This window comes from Saccharothrix sp. ALI-22-I (assembly GCF_001984175.1).
GTDB lineage: Bacteria > Actinomycetota > Actinomycetes > Mycobacteriales > Pseudonocardiaceae > Actinosynnema.
Window position 1 is genome coordinate 123,229 of sequence record NZ_MTQP01000067.1, and the last position, 20,050, is coordinate 143,278.

Annotated in this window: 23 protein-coding genes; 8 read left to right on the forward strand and 15 right to left on the reverse strand. The window is 70.6% G+C overall.

The window, feature by feature from the left end; genetic code table 11:
* Positions 1-26 precede the first annotated feature (26 nt).
* Complete coding sequence (locus ALI22I_RS32860; RefSeq protein ID WP_238598707.1) at positions 27-722, forward strand: class I SAM-dependent DNA methyltransferase; 696 nt, start codon at positions 27-29, stop codon at positions 720-722.
* Here ALI22I_RS32860 and ALI22I_RS49820 read toward each other — a convergent pair.
* The 4 genes from ALI22I_RS49820 to ALI22I_RS49825 all read right to left on the reverse strand — a co-directional run bounded on the left by ALI22I_RS49820 (position 707) and on the right by ALI22I_RS49825 (position 4,476).
* The gene (locus ALI22I_RS49820) at positions 707-1,054 is read right to left on the reverse strand and encodes a hypothetical protein (RefSeq protein WP_143532559.1); all 348 of its coding nucleotides are present in this window, start codon (positions 1,052-1,054) and stop codon (positions 707-709) included. The genes ALI22I_RS32860 and ALI22I_RS49820 overlap by 16 nt on opposite strands.
* Before the next feature lie 299 nt (positions 1,055-1,353).
* Positions 1,354-3,534, reverse strand: coding sequence for an NAD-dependent DNA ligase LigA (ligA, locus tag ALI22I_RS32870; protein WP_077009463.1), 2,181 nt, complete (start codon positions 3,532-3,534; stop codon positions 1,354-1,356).
* A gap of 31 nt (positions 3,535-3,565) precedes the next feature.
* Positions 3,566-4,216, reverse strand: coding sequence for a hypothetical protein (locus ALI22I_RS32875; RefSeq protein WP_077009464.1), 651 nt, complete (start codon positions 4,214-4,216; stop codon positions 3,566-3,568).
* Positions 4,213-4,476, reverse strand: coding sequence for a LysR substrate-binding domain-containing protein (locus ALI22I_RS49825; protein WP_238598708.1), 264 nt, complete (start codon positions 4,474-4,476; stop codon positions 4,213-4,215). Before ALI22I_RS49825 ends, ALI22I_RS32875 begins: the two co-directional genes overlap by 4 nt.
* A gap of 22 nt (positions 4,477-4,498) precedes the next feature.
* On the opposite strand from ALI22I_RS49825, the gene ALI22I_RS32885 reads away from it, so the two are divergent.
* Positions 4,499-4,993 (forward strand): putative sulfate exporter family transporter, encoded by a 495-nt coding sequence (locus ALI22I_RS32885; RefSeq protein WP_238598709.1) that lies wholly within the window; start codon positions 4,499-4,501, stop codon positions 4,991-4,993.
* On the opposite strand, the gene ALI22I_RS32890 is transcribed toward ALI22I_RS32885, so the two are convergent.
* From ALI22I_RS32890 to ALI22I_RS32900, 3 genes are read right to left on the reverse strand one after another with little or no spacing between them, the layout of a single operon-like run.
* Positions 4,969-5,715: a succinate dehydrogenase/fumarate reductase iron-sulfur subunit gene (locus tag ALI22I_RS32890; RefSeq protein WP_077009466.1), complete on the reverse strand. Its 747-nt coding sequence runs from the start codon at positions 5,713-5,715 to the stop codon at positions 4,969-4,971. The genes ALI22I_RS32885 and ALI22I_RS32890 overlap by 25 nt on opposite strands.
* Positions 5,712-7,622 (reverse strand): fumarate reductase/succinate dehydrogenase flavoprotein subunit, encoded by a 1,911-nt coding sequence (locus ALI22I_RS32895; RefSeq protein WP_077009467.1) that lies wholly within the window; start codon positions 7,620-7,622, stop codon positions 5,712-5,714. Before ALI22I_RS32895 ends, ALI22I_RS32890 begins: the two co-directional genes overlap by 4 nt.
* A gap of 1 nt (position 7,623) precedes the next feature.
* Positions 7,624-8,253: a succinate dehydrogenase cytochrome b subunit gene (locus tag ALI22I_RS32900; RefSeq protein ID WP_274523022.1), complete on the reverse strand. Its 630-nt coding sequence runs from the start codon at positions 8,251-8,253 to the stop codon at positions 7,624-7,626.
* Positions 8,254-8,325: 72 nt separating this feature from the next.
* Here ALI22I_RS32900 and ALI22I_RS32905 point away from each other — a divergent pair, with 72 nt between their 5' ends.
* Positions 8,326-9,231: a LysR family transcriptional regulator gene (locus ALI22I_RS32905; RefSeq protein ID WP_077009468.1), complete on the forward strand. Its 906-nt coding sequence runs from the start codon at positions 8,326-8,328 to the stop codon at positions 9,229-9,231.
* An 11-nt stretch (positions 9,232-9,242) separates the two neighbouring features.
* Complete coding sequence (locus ALI22I_RS32910) at positions 9,243-9,746, forward strand: GNAT family N-acetyltransferase (RefSeq protein ID WP_077009469.1); 504 nt, start codon at positions 9,243-9,245, stop codon at positions 9,744-9,746.
* Between the two features lie 248 nt (positions 9,747-9,994).
* Here ALI22I_RS32910 and ALI22I_RS32915 read toward each other — a convergent pair whose 3' ends face one another.
* Both ALI22I_RS32915 and ALI22I_RS32920 read right to left on the reverse strand, forming a co-directional pair.
* A complete protein-coding gene (locus ALI22I_RS32915; RefSeq protein ID WP_077009470.1) occupies positions 9,995-10,282 on the reverse strand; it encodes a glycoside hydrolase family 9 protein in 288 nt (95 codons plus the stop codon).
* A 77-nt stretch (positions 10,283-10,359) separates the two neighbouring features.
* Positions 10,360-11,370, reverse strand: coding sequence for a methionine synthase (locus ALI22I_RS32920; protein WP_077009471.1), 1,011 nt, complete (start codon positions 11,368-11,370; stop codon positions 10,360-10,362).
* 285 nt (positions 11,371-11,655) lie between these two features.
* Between ALI22I_RS32920 and paaI the strand changes: the two genes are divergently transcribed.
* Entirely contained in the window at positions 11,656-12,069 is a 414-nt protein-coding gene (gene paaI / locus ALI22I_RS32925) for a hydroxyphenylacetyl-CoA thioesterase PaaI (RefSeq protein ID WP_077009472.1), read from the forward strand.
* Here paaI and ALI22I_RS32930 read toward each other — a convergent pair.
* Positions 12,032-12,412 carry a hypothetical protein gene (locus ALI22I_RS32930; RefSeq protein WP_077009473.1) on the reverse strand — a complete coding sequence of 127 codons (381 nt, stop codon included), beginning with the start codon at positions 12,410-12,412 and terminating at the stop codon, positions 12,032-12,034. The two genes, paaI and ALI22I_RS32930, sit on opposite strands and share 38 nt — an antisense overlap.
* A 63-nt stretch (positions 12,413-12,475) precedes the next feature.
* Positions 12,476-13,666 carry a hypothetical protein gene (locus ALI22I_RS32935; RefSeq protein WP_077009474.1) on the reverse strand — a complete coding sequence of 397 codons (1,191 nt, stop codon included), beginning with the start codon at positions 13,664-13,666 and terminating at the stop codon, positions 12,476-12,478.
* Positions 13,667-13,707: 41 nt separating this feature from the next.
* Here ALI22I_RS32935 and ALI22I_RS32940 point away from each other — a divergent pair, with 41 nt between their 5' ends.
* The 3 genes from ALI22I_RS32940 (at position 13,708) to ALI22I_RS32950 (ending at position 15,852) form a co-directional block, all read left to right on the forward strand.
* Positions 13,708-14,214 (forward strand): DUF6584 family protein, encoded by a 507-nt coding sequence (locus ALI22I_RS32940; RefSeq protein ID WP_077010099.1) that lies wholly within the window; start codon positions 13,708-13,710, stop codon positions 14,212-14,214.
* Between the two features lie 15 nt (positions 14,215-14,229).
* Complete coding sequence (locus ALI22I_RS32945) at positions 14,230-15,102, forward strand: serine/threonine dehydratase (RefSeq protein ID WP_077009475.1); 873 nt, start codon at positions 14,230-14,232, stop codon at positions 15,100-15,102.
* Between the two features lie 81 nt (positions 15,103-15,183).
* Positions 15,184-15,852: a hypothetical protein gene (locus ALI22I_RS32950; RefSeq protein ID WP_077009476.1), complete on the forward strand. Its 669-nt coding sequence runs from the start codon at positions 15,184-15,186 to the stop codon at positions 15,850-15,852.
* Positions 15,853-15,910: 58 nt separating this feature from the next.
* Here the strand turns inward: ALI22I_RS32950 and ALI22I_RS32955 are convergent, their stop codons facing one another.
* From ALI22I_RS32955 to ALI22I_RS32970, 4 genes are all read right to left on the reverse strand, one after another.
* Positions 15,911-16,177 carry a hypothetical protein gene (locus ALI22I_RS32955; RefSeq protein ID WP_143532562.1) on the reverse strand — a complete coding sequence of 89 codons (267 nt, stop codon included), beginning with the start codon at positions 16,175-16,177 and terminating at the stop codon, positions 15,911-15,913.
* A 100-nt stretch (positions 16,178-16,277) separates the two neighbouring features.
* Entirely contained in the window at positions 16,278-17,363 is a 1,086-nt protein-coding gene (gene mnmA, locus ALI22I_RS32960) for a tRNA 2-thiouridine(34) synthase MnmA (protein ID WP_077009478.1), read from the reverse strand.
* Between the two features lie 5 nt (positions 17,364-17,368).
* On the reverse strand, positions 17,369-18,652 hold the full coding sequence (locus ALI22I_RS32965; protein ID WP_083752205.1) for a cysteine desulfurase family protein: 1,284 nt from the start codon (positions 18,650-18,652) through the stop codon (positions 17,369-17,371).
* Positions 18,652-20,022 (reverse strand): MFS transporter, encoded by a 1,371-nt coding sequence (locus ALI22I_RS32970; protein WP_077009479.1) that lies wholly within the window; start codon positions 20,020-20,022, stop codon positions 18,652-18,654. Before ALI22I_RS32970 ends, ALI22I_RS32965 begins: the two co-directional genes overlap by 1 nt.
* Between the last annotated feature and the right edge of the window lie 28 nt (positions 20,023-20,050).

Genomic DNA, 20,050 nt, shown 5'->3' on the forward strand with positions numbered 1-20,050 from the left:
TCGGCGACCCAGCCTTCTTCGGCCGTGTGTGGGCAGAGGACTACGACACCGGAACCGAGCTGGACCCGACCCCCGCAGTCGACTTCCTGGCGTCGGTAGCCGGCGGCGGAAGGACCTTGGAACTAGCCATCGGCACCGGCCGCGTGGGACTGCCGTTGGCCGCACGCGGCGTGCCCGTGGAGGGGGTCGAGGGATCGGAGTTGATGGCGGCCAAACTCGCGGCCAAACCGGGCGGCGCGGACGTGCCGGTGACGATCGGCGACATGGCCGACGTCCCCGCGTCCGGCCGCTTCACGTTGGTGTACCTGGTGTTCAACACGATCTTCAACCTGGTGGACGTGCGGCGGCAGGCCGACTGCTTCACGAACGTGGCACAGGTCCTGGAGCCGGACGGCGCTTTCGTGATCGAAACCTACGTCCCCGACCCGTCCCGCTTCCCGAACGGCAAACGGGTCCAGGCCCTGTGGGCGGACGCGGAATCAGCGGCAATCGAGGTGTACGACGTCGACCTGGCGGCACAGCGTTTCGTCAGCCAGAAAGTCATCTTCACCGCAGACGGCATCCGCCTGAAGCCACACGCCCAGCGCTACACCTTCCCCAGCGAGCTGGACCTGATGGCGGAGCGAGCCGGACTGCGACTAGCCGAGCGTTACGAGTCCTGGGACCGCCGCCCGTTCACCGGCAGCAGCCCAAGCCACGTATCGGTCTACCGACCGACGTAACGCTGTACCGGCCGGTACAGCGGCGGGTCGGCGGGTCGGCGGGTCGAACGGCTTGGCGAGGTCAGGTGCGACGCGACGCGACGGGACGGCACGGCGCGGGAGGGGGCGCGACGCGGCGGGACGGCGCAGGACACGACGCGACGGGACGGGGTGCCATGCGACGCGGCGAGGTGGCGCAGGACGCGGCGCGGCGGGCGGGTGGCGCAGGACGCGGCGGGCGGGTGGCGCAGGGCGGCGGGCGAGGCGGGGTGGCGCAGGGCGGATGGCGCGGGGCGGCCCGAGCGCTGGATCCGCGTGCCCGGCCCGTTCGCCGCCCGGTTCCTGGACCACACGTTCGACACCACTTGGGAGGCACGCTATTGGGAGCGTTGTCCGGGCCGGTCGTGGCGGTCGGATCGGATCGGATCGGTCCGGCCTGGGTGGGTCGTGGCGGGGTAGTCGGGTCTGGCAGGGGGTGGGGCGGGAGAGGCGGTCGGAGTGGGCGGGTGGTTGGTGCGGGCCTCTTTGTTTCAACCGACGTTTCAGGTTGTCGGTAACGGTGTTTTTTGTAGGTCCTCGGGGCATGATCACTCGATCGTGTACCGCCTTCGTGGGGGAAAGCGCAGGTCAGGGGCTGGATGGGAGGTGGGGATCAGGTCTCGGATGTCGCGGATTCCGGGTCTGGTGTTGCGGCTTCGGGGGCTGGGTCTTCGGCGATTGTGGCTACCTTGGTGGCGGCTTCGGGGCCTTCTGTCAGCAGGGTGCGGAAGCCTGCTTCGTCCAGGACTGGGACCTTGAGCTGTAGCGCCTTGTCCGCCTTGGAGCCCGGTGACTCGCCCACCACTACGAACGCGGTCTTCTTGGATACCGAGCCGGCCGCTTTGCCGCCGCGGGACAGGATCGCTTCCTTCGCCTCGTCGCGGGAGAGCGTCTCCAGTGAACCTGTCACCACGATCGACAGGCCCTCCAGGTTGCGGGGGATCGAGGTGTCGCGTTCCTCCGCTGTGCGGACGCCTGCGGCTTGCCATTTGGTTACGATCGTTTGGCGCCATGGGGTTTCGACCCATTCGCGGACAGCTGTCGCGATGGTGGGGCCGACGCCTTCCGCGGCCGCCAGTTCCTCCTCGGTGGCCGACATGATGTGGTCGAGGGAGCCGAACTGCTGAGCCAGTGCGCGGGCCGCGGTGGGGCCTACGTGGCGGATGGAGAGGGCTACCAGGACTCTCCACAGTGGACGGTGTTTGGCCGTTTCCAGGTTGTCCAGCAGCTTCACGGCGTTCGCGGTGAGCTCGCCGTCCTTGGTGCGGAAGAGGTCGATCTGGGACAGTTTGTCCGCATCGAGGTCGAACAGGTCGCCCTCGTCGCCGTACACCGGGGAATCGACCAGGGCCGTCGCCGCCTCGAAGCCCAGCACCTCGATGTCCAGCGCCGAACGGCCCGCCAGGTAGGCCAGGCGTTCGCGCAGCTGACCCGGGCAGCCCGCCGCGTTGGGGCAACGGATGTCGACGTCGCCCTCCTTCATCGGGCGCAACGCGTGGCCGCACTCGGGGCAGGCCAGGGGCATCTCGAACTCGTAGGCATCGGCCGGGCGGGCGTCGATGACGGGACCCAGCACCTCGGGGATCACGTCGCCCGCTTTGCGGATGACGATGCGGTCGCCGATCAGCACGCCCTTGCGCTTGACCTCGCTGGCGTTGTGCAGGGTCGCGCGCGCCACCGTGGAACCGGCCACCTTCACCGGCTCCATCACCGCGTACGGCGTCACCCGGCCGGTGCGGCCGACCTGGACCTTGATGTCCAGCAGGGTCGTCGTCGCCTCCTCCGGCGGGTACTTGAACGCGATCGCCCACCGGGGCGCGCGGGACGTGCTGCCGAGACGCCGTTGCAGCGACACCTCGTCCACCTTGATCACGATGCCGTCGATCTCGTGCACGGCGTCGTGCCGGTGCGCGCCCCAGTGCTCGACGTGCTCCTTGACCTCCTCGAACGTGCTCAGCACGAGCGTGTGCGAGGACACCGGCAGCCCCCACGCCCGCAGCGCCTCGTACGCCTCGGACTGCCTGGTCAGCTCGAATCCCTCGCGCTTGCCCAGCCCGTGGCAGATCATCCGCAGCCGGCGGGACGCGGTCACCTTCGGGTCTTTCTGCCGCAACGACCCGGCGGCGGTGTTGCGCGGGTTCGCGAACGGCGGCTTGCCGGCCTCCACCAGGCGCGCGTTGAGTTCCAGGAAGTCCTCCACGGCGAAGAACACCTCACCGCGCACCTCGACCAGCGCGGGCACCGGGTAGGCGTCGGTGCCGGTCAACGTCTCCGGCACGTTCTCCAGCGTGCGGACGTTCAGCGTCACGTCCTCGCCGGTCCGCCCGTCACCTCGGGTCAGCGCCCGCACCAGCCGCCCGTGCTCGTAGAGCAGGTTGATCGCCAGCCCGTCGATCTTCAGCTCGCACAGGAAGTGGACCTCGGAGCCGACCTCCTTGCGCACCCGGTCGAACCAGCCCTGCAACTCGTCGGCGGAGAACACGTTGTCGAGGCTGAGCATCCGCTCCAGGTGGTCGACCGCCCTGAACTCGGTCGAGAACGTGCCGCCGACGAGTTGGGTGGGCGAGTCGGGTGTGGCCAGCCCGGGGTGCGCCGCCTCCAGCGCCTCCAACTCCCGGAGCAACGCGTCGAACTCACCGTCACTGACCGTCGGCGAGTCGAGGACGTAGTAGCGGAACTGGTGCCCGCGCACCACCTCGGCCAACGCGGCGTGCTCCGCCCGCACGTCGGCGGGCACGTCCTCGACGCCCTCGGCGGGGGCCTGGGTCGGGTTCAACGAGTCGCTGCTGGTCACGGCATGAGCCTAGCCAGGGGGTCCGACAATTTCAGGACTGCTCCCCGACCATCGCCCGGACCAGGTCGCGGAACTCCAGCAGGCCGATCGTGCCCTCCGGCTCGGCCGACGCGGTTTCCACCCGGCCCAGCCGTTCGCCCGCCAACCGCTCACCCAACGTGACGTCCAACGGCAGGAACGTCATGGTCTGCCTGGCCGCGTCGTCCAGGTTCGCGAACTCGGGGTGGTAGACCGCGACGTCGACCAGGCCGTCGGACACCTGCGCCACCACCCGCACGTCGGCCAGCCGGATGCGGCGCGGGCCGAGGTTGATGGTGACCTGGGTGGGGTCCGGTACCGGCGGCACCGAGTCGTGGTACTCCCAGATCATGTCCTCGGGCGGCGCGGCGTTGATCCACGCGTCGGTGTAGGGCCGCAGCTTGGGGTCCTCCTGGCTGGTGATCACCAGTGCGTAGATCGCCCGGTGCCCGCGTTCCAGGGAGAACTCCAGGTCCGGGTGGATGTCGGCGACCAGCGCCCCGATCTCGCCCTCCACCCGGTGCGGTTCGCCGTCGCCCAGGGCCGCGCTCACGGTCGGCAGCAGCTCGAACCACTCCTGCCAGAACGCGACCGCGGCCTCGTCCGGGTTGGGCAGGTGGACGGGCACGGGCTCGGGCTCGGTGCGTCGGCGGAACCAGCTCATGCCCCCATTGAACTACGCCTGCCGGCCACCGCGAGGAGTTCTGCGGCAGGTCCGACCAACCTCCGCCCGCCCGGCCACACGGCCCGCAGCACCCTCCGCAGGTCCAGCTCCACCTGCACCTCGATCAGCCGCCCCTCGGCCAGATCGGTGGCCACCGCGAGCACGCTCAGCACGGCCGGCGCCACCCCGGCGACCACCGCGCCGCGCACCGCCGTGGTCGAGCCCAGTTCCAAGGCGGGCGCGCACGCGTCCACGGCCACCTTCCGTGCCGTCGAGGGCAGGGTGGACCGCGAGGACGAGCACGTGGCCACGAGCATCGCCCTGGTCACGCTCTACGGCGCCGTGGCCATGATCGTGCTGCCGCTGCTGAACGCCTCACCGCAGTGGATCGGGCTGAGCGTGCACGAGGTCGCGCAGGTGGCCGCCGCCGCGCCGACTTCGAGCGTGGCGACGGCCATGGCGGTGAAGCTCGGTCGGGTGGCGCTCCTCGCACCGATCGTGGCCGGTGTCGGCGCACGCGGGCGCGCCACCCCGCTGGTGCCCGGTTTCCTGCTCGGTTTCCTGGCGTTGATGCTGGTCAGCCCGCTCGTGCCGATTGTCGTCCTGGACCACGCCAAGACGTTGACCACGATCGTGCTGGCCGCCGCGCTGTTCGGCCTCGGCACGTCGGTCCGCCCCAAGAGCCTCCTGCGAACCAGCCCCAGAGCACTCCTCCTCGGACTGCTCTCCACGCTCTTGGTGTGCGGGACGGGCTACCTGTCGCTGCGGGTGGTGTGAGCGCGCAGCAGGTCGGCGTTCAAACGGGCGATCGTGGTCAGCGGGATGCCCTTGGGGCACGCGGGCGTGCACTCGCCGGTGTTCGTGCAGCCACCGAAGCCCAACGCGTCGTGCTCGGCCACCATGTCCCGCGCCCGCGAGTACCGCTCCGGCTGCCCCTGCGGCAGCACGCCCAGGTGCGTGGCCTTCGCGGCGGTGAACAACATGCCGGACCCGTTGGGGCACGCCGCCACGCACGCGCCGCACCCGATGCACGCCGCCGCCTCGAACGCCGTATCCGCGTCCGGTTTGGGTACCGGCGTCGCGTGCGCGTCCGGCGCGGACCCGGCGGGCACGCTGATGTACCCGCCCGCCGCCACGATCCGGTCGAACGCCGACCGGTCCACCACCAGGTCCCGCACCACCGGGAACGGCTCCGCTCGCCACGGCTCCACGGTCACCACGTCCCCGTCCCGGAAGTGCCGCAGGTGCAGCTGGCACGCCGTGGTCGCCTTCTCCGGCCCGTGCGCCATCCCGTTGATCATCAAGCCGCACATGCCGCAGATGCCCTCGCGGCAGTCGTGGTCGAACGCCACCGGCTCCTGCCCGGACGTGATCAGCCGCTCGTTGAGCACGTCCAGCGCTTCCAGGAACGACATGTCCGGCGACAGGTCGTCCAGCACGTAGTCCACCAGCCGCCCGGTGGCACTGCTCTGCCGCCAGATCCGCAGGGTCAGCTTCATGAATAACTCCGCGTGCTCGGCGTGACGTGCTCGAAAACCAGCTCTTCCTTGTGCAGCACGGGCGGCTGGCCGACGCCCGTGTACTCCCACGCGGCGACGTACGAGTAGTTCGCGTCGTCGCGCAACGCCTCGCCGTCCGGGGTTTGGCTCTCCGACCGGAAGTGGCCACCGCACGATTCGGCGCGGTGCAGGGCGTCCACGCACATCAGTTCCGCCAGTTCGAAGAAGTCGGCCACCCGTCCGGCCTTCTCCAGCTCCTGGTTGAGCTGCTCGCCGGTCCCCGGCACCTTCACCCGCTGCCAGAACTCGTCGCGCAGCTCCGGGATGCGCTCCAACGCCTTGCGCAGCCCGGCCTCGTTGCGCTCCATGCCGCACTCGTCCCACATCAGCCGGCCCAACTCGCGGTGGAACGACTCGACCGTGCGGTCACCGTTCACGGCCAGCAACGTCTTCACCCGACCGCGCACCTCGGACGCCGTGTCGGCCACGGCCGGGTGACTGTCGTCAACGGCCTCGAACGGCGCGTCGGCCAGGTAGTCGCCGATCACGCCGGGCAGCACGAAGTAGCCGTCCGCCAAGCCCTGCATCAGCGCGGACGCACCCAGCCGGTTCGCGCCGTGGTCGGAGAAGTTCGCCTCACCGATCACGAACAGGCCGGGGATCGTGGACCGCAGGTCGTAATCGACCCACAACCCGCCCATCGTGTAGTGCACGGCCGGGTAGATGCGCATCGGCGTCTTGTAGGGGTCGTCCCCCGTGATGCGCTGGTACATCTCGAACAGGTTCCCGTAGCGCTGTTCGACGGCGAGCGCGCCGAGGCGCTCGATGGCGTCAGCGAAATCGAGGTACACGCCGCGCTTCTCGTCGGAGATGTTCTTCGCCGCGCGCGAAGCGATGTCGCGCGGCACGAGGTTGCCGAAACTCGGGTACATCCGCTCCAGGAAGTAGTCCCGCTCGGCCTCCGGGATGTCGTTCGGCGCACGGGTGTCGAGCGGGTTGGACGGCACCCACACGCGTCCGTCGTTGCGCAGCGACTCGCTCATCAGGGTCAGCTTCGACTGGTGGTCGCCGCTGATCGGGATGCACGTCGGGTGGATCTGGGTGAAGCACGGGTTGGCGAACAGCGCGCCGCGCCGGTGCGCCCGCCAGATCGCGGTGGTGTTGCAGCCCTTCGCGTTGGTGGACAGGTGGAACACGTTGCCGTAGCCGCCGGTCGCGAGCACGACGGCGTCCGCGAAGTGCGTGGACACCTCGCCGCTGACGAGATCGCGCACGACGATCCCGCGAGCCCGGTCGTCCACGACGATCAGGTCCAGCATCTCCGTGCGCGGGTGCATCTCGACCCGTCCGGCGGAGATCTGGCGTTCCAACGCCTGGTAGGCACCCAGGAGGAGTTGCTGTCCGGTCTGGCCCCGGGCGTAGAACGTGCGGGAAACCTGCGCGCCGCCGAAGGACCTGGTGTCCAGCAGGCCGCCGTACTCGCGGGCGAACGGCACGCCCTGCGCCACGCACTGGTCGATGATCTCGACGCTGATCTGCGCCAACCGGTGCACGTTCGACTCCCGTGAGCGGAAGTCGCCGCCTTTGACGGTGTCGTAGAACAGCCGGTGCACGCTGTCGCCGTCGTTGCGGTAGTTCTTGGCCGCGTTGATACCGCCCTGCGCGGCGATGCTGTGCGCGCGGCGCGGGCTGTCCTGGTAGCAGAACGACTTGACCTGGTAGCCGAGTTCGGCCAACGTCGCCGCCGCCGCGCCGCCCGCGAGCCCGGTGCCGACCACGATGACGCTGCGGTTGCGCCGGTTCGCCGGGTTGACCAGCCGGGCGGAGAAGCGGCGGCGGTCCCAACGGGATTCGATCGGGCCGACCGGAGCGCGTTGGTCGGCGATCGGGGAACCCTCTAGGTACATGTCAGCTCACCAATCCGGTGAAGACGGCGAAGGGAACGGAGAGGAACCCGGCGCAGACCACCACGGCCACGCCGAGGCCGATCACGCGCGAGGTGGTGACGCCCAGGGTCTGGGTGGCGCTCCACACGCCGTGGCGGATGTGGAAGCCCAGGGCGAGCACGGCGACCGTGTACGCCAGCACCACGTACCAGTGCTGGAAGTCCGCGACCACGTTCGCGTGGATGTCACCGGGCACGCCGTTGGGGTTGAGCCACCCGACGGTGAGGTCGAGCAGGTGGTAGACCACGAACAGGGCGAGGATCACGCCGCCCCAGCGCATCGTGCGGGCCGCGTAGCTGCCCTGGACGCGTCGGCGGTGCTCGTACCGGCCTTTGGCCTTTCTGGCGCGCGCTGTGAGTTGGTAGGCGGCGACGAAGTGCAGCGCGATGCACACGAGCAGCACGACCCTGGTCGGCCAGACCGCGCCGATCTCGCGCAGCCACCGGCCGTAGTCGTTGATCGCGTCCGCGCCGGAGAAGATCGTCAGGTTGCCGGCCATGTGCGCGACGACGTACAGCAGCAGCGCGACACCGGTGACCGCCATGACGGCCTTCTTGCCGATGGTGGTGTGGTAGAGCCCGATCGTGTCCACGTCGCTGACGCTAGGAACGGGCGTGACGAGTCGTCCAATACATCGTGAGCTGCTGGACGATAGCCTCGGACTATGACGCTCCAGCAGCTGGTGTACTTCCTGGCAGTGGCCCGGACGCGGCATTTCACGCGCGCCGCCGCGGAGGTGCGTGTGGCGCAGCCCTCACTGTCCAAGCAGATCCACGCGTTGGAGAAGGAGCTGGGCGCGGAGCTGTTCAGCCGGGCGCGCGGGAACGTCACGTTGACGCCGGCGGGTGAGGCGCTGTTGCCGGTGGCCGGTCGGATTCTGTCCGATGTGGACACCGCACGGCTGGAGGTGGCCGAGCTGGTGGGGCTGCGGCGCGGGCGGGTGCGGGTGGGTGCGACGCCGAGCCTGTGCGGCAGCCTGTTCGCGGACGTGATCAAGCGGTACCACGACGCTTATCCCGGCATCCAGGTGTCGGTGACCGAGGGCGGGTCGCGTGACCTGGTGCAGGCATTGGAGGCCGGTCAGCTGGACCTGGCGCTGGTGATCGTGTCACCGGCGGACGCGGAGCGGGCGTTGACCGTGGTGCCGGTGCTGCGGGAGGAGCTGCTGGTGGCGTCGGCCACGCCGTTGGGTGTGTCCCGGATGCGGCTGACCGACCTGCGCGACCAGCCGCTGGTGATGTTCCGGCCGGGGTACGACCTGCGGGAGACCACGCTGGCGGCTTGTCGGCAGGCCGGGTTCGAGCCGCGGTTCGCGGTGGAGGGCGGCGAGATGGACGCCGTGCTGCGGTTCGTGGAGGTCGGGTTGGGGGTGGCGATCGTGCCGAGCACGGTGTTGGCGACGCGGTCGTTGCACGGCACGCCGTTGGCTCCGAGCACGTCTCGGACGGTCGCTCTGGCGCACCGCACGGATGTCGCGCCGACGTCGGCCGGGCGGGCGTTCCGGAACATTTTGCTGGGGTTCCTGCGTGAGGCGGAAATGCCTTTGGGGGTGCACCTGGTGAAGTCGTAGGGTGTTCTTTTGTGCTTATCCGACGCGAGACCCCGGCCGACGTCGAGGCCATTCACAAGGTGACCGAGGCCGCGTTCGCGGCGCGGCCCGGCGGTGAGGCGTGGCTGGTGGGTGAGCTGCGTGCGGATGCCGGGTGGATTCCGGCGCTGTCGCTGGTGGCCGAGGTGGACGGCGAGGTCGTGGGGCACGTGGTGTGCACGCGCGGGACCGTGGACGGTGCGCCGGCGCTGGGTCTGGGGCCGTTGAGCGTGCTGCCGGCCAAGCAGCGCACGGGCGTCGGCAAGGCGTTGATGCACACCGTGCTGGGTGCGGCGGACGCGTTGGGCGAGCCGTTGGTGGTCCTGCTGGGCGACCCGGCCTACTACTCCCGTTTCGGCTTCCGCCTGGCCTCCGAGTACGGCATCACGCCGCCCGTCGCAGACTGGGCCCCTTACTTCCAGGTCCGCACCCTGACCGCCTACACCCCGGCCCTCACCGGCCCATTCCGCTACGCCGCCCCCTTCGACCGCCTCTGACCGAGCCCTGCCCGAGAGTCGAACCTCCAGACCCCGCGTGTCCAACGTCCAGAACACGCGTGTCCAACACTCAGAACGCGCGTGTCCAACGTTCCGGTACCCCGAGTTCAACGCTCAGAACACAGGCGGGCCGGTGCGACGTCGGCCTCACGTGTTCTGAGCGTTGAACTCGGGTGTTCTGAACGTAGGACACGTCGTCCTCCGGCAGCCGCCACACGTCGTGGTCGCCGAGGAACCCGTGCTCCGAGCTACCCGTGCCGATGCCGACCTGCGCGTAGAGCACCTTCCGGTCGGCGGCCCCAGATCTTGTCCAGCCACCTCAGGCCGAACCGCGACTCCGCCTCCAGAGCGGACGTCGAGCGGTCCCGTTGGGCGAACAACAGCGACGCCGTCGAGTACGCCGACGCGTGGGTGAACTTCACGAAGTCGCCCGCGTCGAACCACCCGCCCTCGACGTCCACCGTGACGTCCAAGGGCCGCAAAGGCTCGGCCAGCTCGTCACCGCCCTCACCGACGAACACCGGCGTGTCGTACACCGTCGCCGCACGGTCGGTGGCCTTAGTAAAGAGACTTCCCTAATTAGTCGGGAAGACTAGCCGCCGGCCTCGCGGGGTCACCAGCCCTCGGGCGGTTCCACGAACGCCTTGCCGACGTCCCGGGTCAACGCCAGCGCCCGCCGCACCCACTTCTCACTCGCGCCGGCCATGCCGCACGTCGGCGTCGGCACCGCGTGCGTGGCGAGGATGGTCCGCGGGAAGCCCAGCCGGTCCACCAGGTCCAACGCCGGTTGCGCGAGTGACTTGAGCTTGCCCGGGCCCGAAGGGTCGGTGCTCGGCGTGAGACCGAGGAACAGCTGGGTCTTCTCCTCCCACGCCTCGCCGATCTCGTCCCACATCGTCTCGTCCAGGACCGTGACGTCGAACGAAACCGCCCGTGCGCCCGCCTGACGGATCAGCGTGATCGGCGGCTTCGGCGCGCAGCAGTGCACGATCACGTCCGCGTCCACGGCGTCGATCACGGTCTGGAGCACGGCGCGCGCGTCCGGCCCCGGGACGGCGGCGACCGTGCCGAGCTTGGACGGCGTCGGCAGCAGGCCCTTGAGCACGGCGGGCAGCGCCGGTTCGTCCAGCTGCACGACGACCTTCGCGCCGGTGCGCTTGGCGACCTCGGCGACGTGCCGGTTGAGGCCTTCGCTGAGGGATGCGGTGAACTCGCGCAGCGCGCCCTTGTCGGTCAGCACGCGGTGGCCGCGCATCAGCTCGATGCTCGCGGTGAGCGTCCACGGTCCGGCGACCTGCACTTTGACCACCGACGGCGGCGCGGGCTCGGCGGCCTCCTCGAACGCGTCCAGGTCGCGGCGCAGCAGGTCCACCGCGCGCCGGTGGTCCCGGCCGGGGTGCGCGGCGGTCCGGTAACCGGACGGGACCACCTCGACCGGCAGGTCGACCAGGAGCGCGGCGGTGCGGCCGATCATGTCCGCGCCGACGCCCCGCGCGGGGAGTTCGGGCAGGTGAGGGAGGTCTGGGAGTTCGCCGAGAACGATCCTGGCGGCCTCCAGCGGGTCGGTTCCGGGTAGCGAGCCGATGCCGGTTGCGGCGCCGGCGGACCAAGGGAGGGCATCCACCCGGACAGTCTCCCACTCGGGCGGTTGGGCCGTTCGGGGCCGAAAAGGTCTAGACCCATTGACGATCGTGGTCCAGTCCACTTACGGTCACCTTGCAGGTGCTCACAGTTGCCGGGCACCGCCGAGAACGTGGTGTGGGGGGCGCGACGCGCCCCGCGCTCCCACACCACTCCCACCAGCTTCGCCGGACAACCCTGCAAGCAGCGGGGGCGGTGCCCGCATCGAGCACCGCCCCCGCTGCCTTCCCGCGCTCGGTCCGGCACCCGCGAACCTTAAAGTTCAGGGATGAACGGACCCGCGGACATGCTGGCCAACGACGCCGCGTCGGCCGCGCTCGGCATCCGGGCGCTCGAACTCGGCGAGGGCACCGCCCGGCTCGCCATGACCGTCACCCGGACCATGGTCAACGGACACGGCATCGGGCACGGCGGGTACGTGTTCCTGCTCGCCGACACCGCCTTCGCCTGCGCGTGCAACCGCCACGGCTCGGTGACCGTGGCGGCGCAGGCGGAGATCGATTTCATCGCTCCCGTGCACGAGGGCGACGAGTTGGTGGCCGAAGCGGTGGAGCGGGCCAGGTTCGGGCGGAGCGGGATCTACGACATCACCGTGCGCCGGGGCGACCAGGTGGTGGCCGAGTTCCGCGGCCGGAGCCGGACCCTCAGGCCGAACGGCGCAGACCCAGCACCTGAAGGGTGATGAACCCCATCACCGCGACCGCCTGGGCGAGGATCAGGAAAACACCCAGCCCGGTCACCGGGAACCACCCGGCGAACGCGGTGAGGAAACTGTCCAGCACCCACACCGAATTGCCGATCACCACTACGGCGACCAGTGGCCGAATGGGACGCATACCCAGCAGGAAAACACCCACGCCGTAGACGAGGAGAAAAACGCTGAGCCCGATCACCAGACCGCTGGGCAATCCCGTCGGGAGGTCGTTGAACAGCAAGGCCACCAGGCCCAGCCCGCCCGAGGCGACACCGTCGAGCTTGAGGGCGAACCGGAGCAGACCGTCGTTGCGAACCTGAGTTGTCGTCATGGCTCGAAAGCTAGGGTCCGATCCACTGCCGGCGGTACGTCAAACACTGCCAACGGCTGCCAATCACTCCGCCTCGACCTGCGCGGACAAGTCCTCGGCCACCAGCTTCGCCCCCGCGTTCTGCCAGTTGTGCAGCGTCCGCTCCGGCACCTGGTTGACGAACCACGCCAGCGCCCGACGCCCCTCCGGATCGAGGTCCTCGCGCTTGGTCCGCCTGCTGTACGGGCGGATGCCGACCACGTAGTAGAAGTACAGCGCGTTGTAGTGCCGCCATTCGTCGCTGGTGCCGAATTCCCCGTCACGGGGTTTCAACCGGCAGATGCTCTCCAACAACAACGACTTCAACTCGGCCGCGCGTTCCAACGGTTGGTCGGACGCGCCGCGGGCGGCGAGCCGGGCGTCGATCACCGGCAATTCGGTCAACGGGCTGGCGACCAGTTTGCCGAGGTCACCGTAATTGCTCAGCGCCCGCCTGGTCAGCTTCACGAATTCGGCCCGGTCGAATTCGGCCCGGTCCAGCGGCGCACGGCGGGGCAGCGCGTCGGCGGCGTCACGCAGCTCGGCCCGGGACGCGGCCACCTCGGGCACGGCCACCTTGTCCACCAGCAGCGCCAGCGGGTTGGCCAACACCTGCACCGCGATCGCGGCGGCGACCGAGCCGTACAGCAGCGGCACCAGCCGGTCGTCCAGGAACAACGCCACCTGCCCGCCGAACACCCCCGCCAACCCGGCCGACGTGAGCAGCGAGCGCACCATGTCCGCCCGGATCGCCTCACCCTCGTCGAACGCGTCCGCCACCGCCACGATCACGCCGAACACCAGCAGGTCGAACCCCGCCGAAGCGAGCACGAGCACCGGCGGCAGCACGTCCAGCAGCAGGACCGCACAGCTCAACCCGAACAGGATCGTCGCCGCACCCAACAGCGCACGCCGTGCGCGCAGGCACAGCACCAGCGCCGCGGCCAACGGGATCAGCACCACCACGGGCGCAAAGTAGGCCGCCACCAACAACGGCAGCGCGCTGTACCGCCACCAACGGTCATACCGCACCGGCAGCCAGCACACGATTACCCCGGTCCACGCCACCGCGGGCACCGCCATCGCCATCGGCGGCACCGGGAGGATGATCACCAGAGCGTAGGCGAGCAACCCGATCGAGGCTCGCTGGAGCAGGTGTTTGCGGGGGTCGCGCACGAGCAGGTAGAGACCGAGCCACCAGGCCAGTCCGAAGGTCACCACCGATACTGCGATCACCGGAAGATCGTAGGGTTGCGCGGGCTGGGACCATGTTGCTCATGCCGGTCGAGCGGACGCTCCAGAAGGCCGCCGAAGAGCTCGAACGCGGCGATCTCGCCAGTGTTCTACGGGCGCGGCAGCGGCTGGTCGGGCTGGTCACCAGCTATCCCGACCGGCTGGATCTACGCGACCGGCTCGCGGCGGTGTACCGGGTGCTCGGGGACGCGGCGCAGGCCGGCCGGTGGAGCTACCTGCTGGAGGTGCGCGACGAGGCGGAGGTGGCGGCGTTCGAACGCGCCTACCGCACGCCGCTGGCCCGGTTGGAGGCGATGAACTGGGTGAACGGCGAGTCCGGCGCGGTCACCCGGACCGCGCGGGAGCGGCTGGTGGCGTTGCAGAGCGCGGTCGGCGAACAGCTGCGGGCGGAGCTGGCGGTGGCCGACGACCGTGACTCGTCGTGGGGCACGAACGTGCTGGTTTTACTCGGCCTGGTGATCGTGCTGCTGTGCTTCGTGGTGGGCGCGGTGACGCTCGTCATGTGGGTGTACAGGTGGTTCGCCGGATGAGTGCATGCTGGTGGGATGACCCCGGACGTCGCCGCCGCCGCTGACCGCATCCGCCCGCACGCCCGCCGCACCCCGCTGTGGCGCACGGAGGTCGACGGCAGGCCGATCGTGCTCAAGCTCGAACACCTCCAGCTCACCGGCTCGTTCAAGCTGCGCGGTGCGCTGAACACCCTGCTCGCCGCGGGTTCACCGGATCGTGTGGTCACGGCGTCCGGCGGCAACCACGGTCTGGGCGTGGCGAAGGCCGCGCAACTGCTCGGGCTGCACGCCACCGTGTTCGTGCCGGTCAGCGCGCCGGAGGGCAAGGTGCGGCGGATCGAGGCGTCGGGCGCGAAGCTGATCCGGCACGGCGACACGTACGCGGAGGCGGTGCTGGCGGCCCGCGAGACGCCCGGGTTCTACGTCGAGGCGTACAACGACCTGATCGTCGTCGCCGGTCAGGGCACGGTCGCGGCCGAGGTCGTCGCCGACGCGCCGGACGTGGACGTGATCGCGGTGGCCGTGGGCGGCGGTGGGTTGGCGGCCGGCACGGCACTGGCGTCGGGCCTGCCGACGGTCGCGGTGGAGCCCGAGCGGTGCTGCTGCCTGCACCAGGCTCTCGAAGCGGGCGAGCCGGTCGACTCGGAGGTGCGCTCGGTCGCCGCGTCCGCGTTGGGCGCCACACGGGTGGGTGACGTCCCGTTCGAGATCCTGCGCTCGCACCCGGTGACGTCGGTGCTGGTGCCGGACCGCGAGATCCTGGCCGCCCGCGACCGGCTGTGGGAGGAGTTCCGGCTGGCCGTGGAGCCGGCGGCGGCCGTGCCGTTCGCCGCGTGGCTGGCCGGGCAGGTGCCGGGCGAGCTGGCGTGCGTCGTGCTGTGCGGCGCGAACACCGACTGGACCCCGTGAGGTTTACGTCCCACGGCGTACGCCGCAAGGCCGCCCTGCGCCGGACGACGTGACGCGGTCGGGTGACCACCATTCGGTGGCATGACGTCGACTCGCTTCGCCTACCGGGTGGCCGCGTTGCTGTTCCTGTCCGGCCTGTTCCACCTCGGGGTGTTCGCGGTGGGCGGCGGGCCGTGGGAGGGGCCGGTGTCGTGGCGCAAGGCGGTGACGTTCGGGCTGTCCTTCGGCCTCACGCTCGCCACCTACGCGTGGGTCGGCGCACGGCTGCGGCTGCGCCCGGGGTGGGTGTGGGTGTTCACCGGCGCGTCCGTGCTGGAGGTGACGCTGACCAGCCTCCAGGTGTGGCGGCGGGTCCCGTCGCACTTCAACGAGGCGACGACGTTCGACCAGCTGGTCACCCGCGGTCTCACGGTGGGCGGCGTGACGATCATCGTGTCGGTGCTCGCCCTGACCGTCGCCGCGTTCCGGGCCCGGCACCTCGCGCCGAGCACGTGGCTGGCGGTGCGGGTCGGCGCGTCGACGCTGGCCGTGGCGATGGCGTTCGGCGGCCTGATGATCGCCGAACGCGGCGGCTCGTGGAAGCTCGCGCACGGCGTGGCGATGCACGGCGTGCTGCTGCTGCCGGCCCTGGCCTGGGCGTTGAGCTTCACCACGTGGAGCGAGCGGCGGCGCACCCGGGCCGTCGCACTCGCGTCGGCCGGCTACTGCGCCCTCATCGCCGCAGCAGCCGGTTACAACGCGCTGACCTGAGCGCGCCCTGTGCCACCGGCCTCGGATCCGGCGCACGGGCGTCAGTACCGGTGTTGGTTCAGCGGCACTCCGGCACGCGCTCGTCCACGTCCACGCCGCGCGCCTGCCTCGGCACCTCGATCTCCCGGGCGAGTGCCGGGTCCAGGCCCTCGACCCGCTCGACCAGGACCTCCACCTCGGCGATCAGGTCGGCCCACTCCGGCCGGTGCAGGCGCTCCCGGACCACCCAGCGCAGCGTGCGGACCTCCGCCCGCAGCCGTTCGAACTGCTCCACGTCGAGACGTTGCGCGGACGGGTGGTCCAGCTTGCTCGCGACCACCCTCACCCGGGTCCCTACATCCACCAGTGACCTCCGGCGTCGTGCGTTGTCATGCGGCACAGGCGCAGTCTGTCAGGCCGCACCGACAAAACGATGACGCGGGACGTCAGCGGGTGGAACTGATCGTGGCGCTGGCCAGCACCAGATCGCCCGCCGAAGCGTCCTCGCGGTACACCGCGACCGCCTGACCAGGTGCGACACCGCTCAACGGCTCACGCAGGTGCACCAGTAGCTCACCGTCGACGAGTTCGGCCACTGCGGGCGCGAGACCGCCGTGCGCGCGCACCTGCGCCACGCACTCCACCGGCCCGTCGAACCCGATCCTGGTCACCGGCCGCCGGGCGACGATCTCGGTGACCTTCAGCTTCTCCGCCGCGCCGACCCGCACCGTGCCGCTCACCGGCTCCAGCGACAGCACGTACCGCGGCCGGCCGTCCGGCGCGGGCGCGTCGATGCCCAGGCCCTTGCGCTGGCCCACGGTGAACTCGTGCACGCCCAGGTGCCGCCCGAGCACCGCGCCGGTCGCGTCGTCCACCAGGACGCCGGGCTGCTCGCCGAGCTTGCGGGTGAGGAAGCCCTGCGTGTCGCCGTCGGGGATGAAGCAGATGTCGTGGCTGTCCGGCTTCTCCGCCACCTGCAAGCCGCGCTCGGCCGCCTCGACCCGCACTTCGGCCTTGGTCGAGTCGCCCAGCGGGAACATGGCGTGCGCCAACTGCTCACGGGTCAGCGAGGCCAGCACGTAGGACTGGTCCTTGCCGTCGTCGGCCGAGCGGCGCAGTTCGATCACACCGTCCACAGTGTCCAGTCGGGCGTAGTGCCCGGTGCACACCGCGTCGAAGCCGAGCGCGATCGCCTTGTCCAGCAACGCCTCGAACTTGATCTTCTCGTTGCAGCGCAGGCACGGGTTGGGCGTGCGACCGGCCGCGTACTCGGCCACGAACTCGTCCACGACCTCTTCGGTGAACCGCTCCGCGAAGTCCCACACGTAGAACGGGATGCCGAGCACGTCCGCCGCGCGCCGCGCGTCCCGGGCGTCCTCGATCGTGCAGCAGCCCCGTGCGCCGGTGCGCAACGTGCCGGGCTTGGCCGACAACGCCAGGTGCACGCCGGTCACCTCGTGCCCCGCCGCCACCGCTCGCGCCGCAGCCACGGCGGAGTCCACTCCACCGCTCATCGCCGCCAGCACCCGCATGCCCGTCACACCTCCGCTATCGCCTGACCGCCGGCCCTGCCCGCGGTCGCCGCACTGCCGGCCCTGCCGGCAGTGCTCGAATCACCGGCTCGGCCGGCAGTCGTCGAATTGTCGGCTCGGCCGACGGAAAGCCGCTTCAGCCCCGCGATACCGGCCGTGCGGGCGCGTTCGACCACCGGGCCGATCACCTCGGTCAACTCGCGCACCTCGGCCAACGTCGACGTGTGGCCGAGCGAGAACCGCAGCGACCCGCGCGCCAGCACCGGGTCGACGCCCATGGCCAGCATCACGTGGCTGGGCTGCGCCACACCCGCCGTGCACGCCGAGCCGGTGGAGCACTCGATGCCCTTGGCGTCCAACAACATCAGCAGGCTGTCGCCCTCGCAGCCGGGGAACGTCAGGTGCGCGTTGCCGGGCAGCCGGTGCACCGGGTCGCCGTTCACGGCCACGTCCGGTACCACCCGCCGCACCGACGACACCAACTCGTCGCGCAGCGCGGAAAGCGTTGCCGCCGCCGAAGCCTGGTGCTCCACCGCGTGCCGCACCGCCGCGGCGAGGCTGACGATCGACGGCACGTCCAGCGTGCCGGACCGCACGTCCCGCTCCTGCCCGCCGCCGTGCAGCACCGGCGTCGTGGCCACGTCACGTCCGAGCAGCAGCACGCCCACACCGTAAGGTCCGCCGACCTTGTGCCCGCTCAGCGTCAACGCCGAGACGCCCGACTCCGTGAAGTCGACCGGCACCGCGCCGACGGCCTGCACCGCGTCGGTGTGGAACGGCACCGACCGCTCCGCGGCCAAGGCCGCCAACTCGCGCACCGGGTTGACCGTGCCGACCTCGTTGTTCGCCCACATCGCGGTGACCAGGGCCACGTCGTCGTCCAGCGCGTCACGCAGGACTTCGGGCCGGATGCGGCCGAGCCCGTCCGGCTCCAGCCAGGTGACTTCGGCGCCCTCGTGCTCGACCAGCCACTGCACGGCGTCCAGCACCGCGTGGTGCTCCACGGACGACGCCACCACCCGACGCCGCCGGGACGTGCGCCGCGACCAGTAGACGCCCTTGACCGCGAGGTTGTCGCTCTCCGTGCCACCGCTGGTGAAGATCACTTCGGAAGGCCGCGCGCCGAGGGCGTCCGCGATGTCCTCCCGGGCCTCCTCGACCGCCCGCCGCGCCCGCCGCCCCGAGGTGTGCAACGACGAGGCGTTGCCCGTGGTGGACAACGCCCGGGTCATCGCCTCGATCGCCTCGGGGAGCATGGGGGTCGTGGCGGCGTGGTCGAAGTAGGCCATCAGTTTTCCAGGGTAGCCCGGCGCAGGCGGCCCGCGAGCACCGCACCGAGCACCGAGACGCCCGCCATCAGCAGGTCGAACGGCAGCACGGCGGCCGTGGGCGCGGCGGCCGAGGCGACGGCGGTGATCAGCACGCCGCCGAGCCCGACCAGCAGCGCGGAGCCGAGCATGTCGCTGATCTGCAGGGCCGAGGAGTTGAACCCCCGGTCGACCTCGGACGACGCGCCCAGGGTGAGCACGCTGAGACTTGACATGGCCAACCCCATCCCGGCTCCACCGATCGCCCACAGGATCGGTGTGGCCCACGCGGGGCCCCACGAAGGTGCGATGAGCGTCACTCCGGAAATACCCACGGCGTTGAGCACGAACCCCCACCGCACCAACTTCTCGCGCGGGATGTCCGGCTTGCGCGACTGCCACCAGGCCGCGCCGGACCAGCCCAGCGCGCTCAACGTGAGCGGGATGCCGGCGGCGATGGCCGAGTAGCCGTGCACGGCGGTCAAGGTCAGCGGGATGAACGCCTCGGCCGCGAAGAACGAGCCGGCCAGCAGCGCCCGCGCCAGGATCGTCATCGGCAGGCCGGGACGCGCGGTGAGCGTGCCCTTGGGCAGCAGCACCCGCAGCGCGGGAGCCAGCACGACCAACCCGACCACGCCGATCGCAAGGTTGACGCCACGCGGGTGCTGGGCCGCCCAGCTCAGGGCCGCGACACCGAACCCGGCGCCGAGCGCGGCCAACGGCAGCCCGCGCCGGGTGTTCCGGTCAGGCGTGTGCGGTGGCAGGTTCCGCAGCACGGGTACCAGCAGCAGCACGCCGACCAGCACGAACGGCGCCAAGCCCAGGAACACCCACCGCCAGGTCAGCACCTCGGTCATCCACCCGGCCAGCGCCGGCCCGACCAGCGACGGCACCACCCACGCCGATGCCAGCAGCCCGAACACCGCCGGCCGGTCCCGCTCGGCGTAGACCAGGCCGATCAGCACGTAGAGCGCGACCACCTGGGCCCCGCCGCCGATGCCCTGGAGCACCCGGCCGAGGAGCAGTTGGGTCATGTCCTGGGCGAATCCGGCGACGATCAGGCCGATCAGGAACAGCGCCGGCCCGATCAGCAGCGACGGCCGGGGTCCGCGCAGATCGCTCAGCCGGCCGGACAGCACGGTGGCCACCACGCTGGCGGCGAGGAACGCCAGGAACGGCCACGCGTACAGCTCGTTGCCGTCCAGGTCGGCGACCATGCGCGGCATCGCGGTGCTGACGCCCATGTTCTCGAACGCGAGCAACGTGACGAGCAGGATGATCCCGACCGTCGGGCCCCGCCGCTCGGGTGTCCACAGGTCGGTCTTGGCGGGCGTCTCCGTTGTCGTCGTCACGGATCAATGGTTCAACCTCGACCGGGGT

What these genes read in the sequence shown, in the direction of transcription:
- ALI22I_RS32905 (WP_077009468.1), top strand. Translation starts at nt 8,326, where the DNA reads ATGACGCTCCAGCAGCTGGTGTACTTCCTGGCAGTGGCCCGGACGCGG.
- paaI (WP_077009472.1), top strand. Translation starts at nt 11,656, where the DNA reads ATGAACGGACCCGCGGACATGCTGGCCAACGACGCCGCGTCGGCCGCG.
- ALI22I_RS32940 (WP_077010099.1), top strand. Translation starts at nt 13,708, where the DNA reads ATGCCGGTCGAGCGGACGCTCCAGAAGGCCGCCGAAGAGCTCGAACGC.
- ALI22I_RS32945 (WP_077009475.1), top strand. Translation starts at nt 14,230, where the DNA reads ATGACCCCGGACGTCGCCGCCGCCGCTGACCGCATCCGCCCGCACGCC.
- ALI22I_RS32930 (WP_077009473.1), bottom strand. Translation starts at nt 12,412, where the DNA reads ATGACGACAACTCAGGTTCGCAACGACGGTCTGCTCCGGTTCGCCCTC.
- ALI22I_RS32890 (WP_077009466.1), bottom strand. Translation starts at nt 5,715, where the DNA reads ATGAAGCTGACCCTGCGGATCTGGCGGCAGAGCAGTGCCACCGGGCGG.
- ALI22I_RS32875 (WP_077009464.1), bottom strand. Translation starts at nt 4,216, where the DNA reads ATGAGCTGGTTCCGCCGACGCACCGAGCCCGAGCCCGTGCCCGTCCAC.
- ALI22I_RS32965 (WP_083752205.1), bottom strand. Translation starts at nt 18,652, where the DNA reads ATGGCCTACTTCGACCACGCCGCCACGACCCCCATGCTCCCCGAGGCG.
- ALI22I_RS32950 (WP_077009476.1), top strand. Translation starts at nt 15,184, where the DNA reads ATGACGTCGACTCGCTTCGCCTACCGGGTGGCCGCGTTGCTGTTCCTG.
- mnmA (WP_077009478.1), bottom strand. Translation starts at nt 17,363, where the DNA reads ATGCGGGTGCTGGCGGCGATGAGCGGTGGAGTGGACTCCGCCGTGGCT.
- ALI22I_RS32895 (WP_077009467.1), bottom strand. Translation starts at nt 7,622, where the DNA reads ATGTACCTAGAGGGTTCCCCGATCGCCGACCAACGCGCTCCGGTCGGC.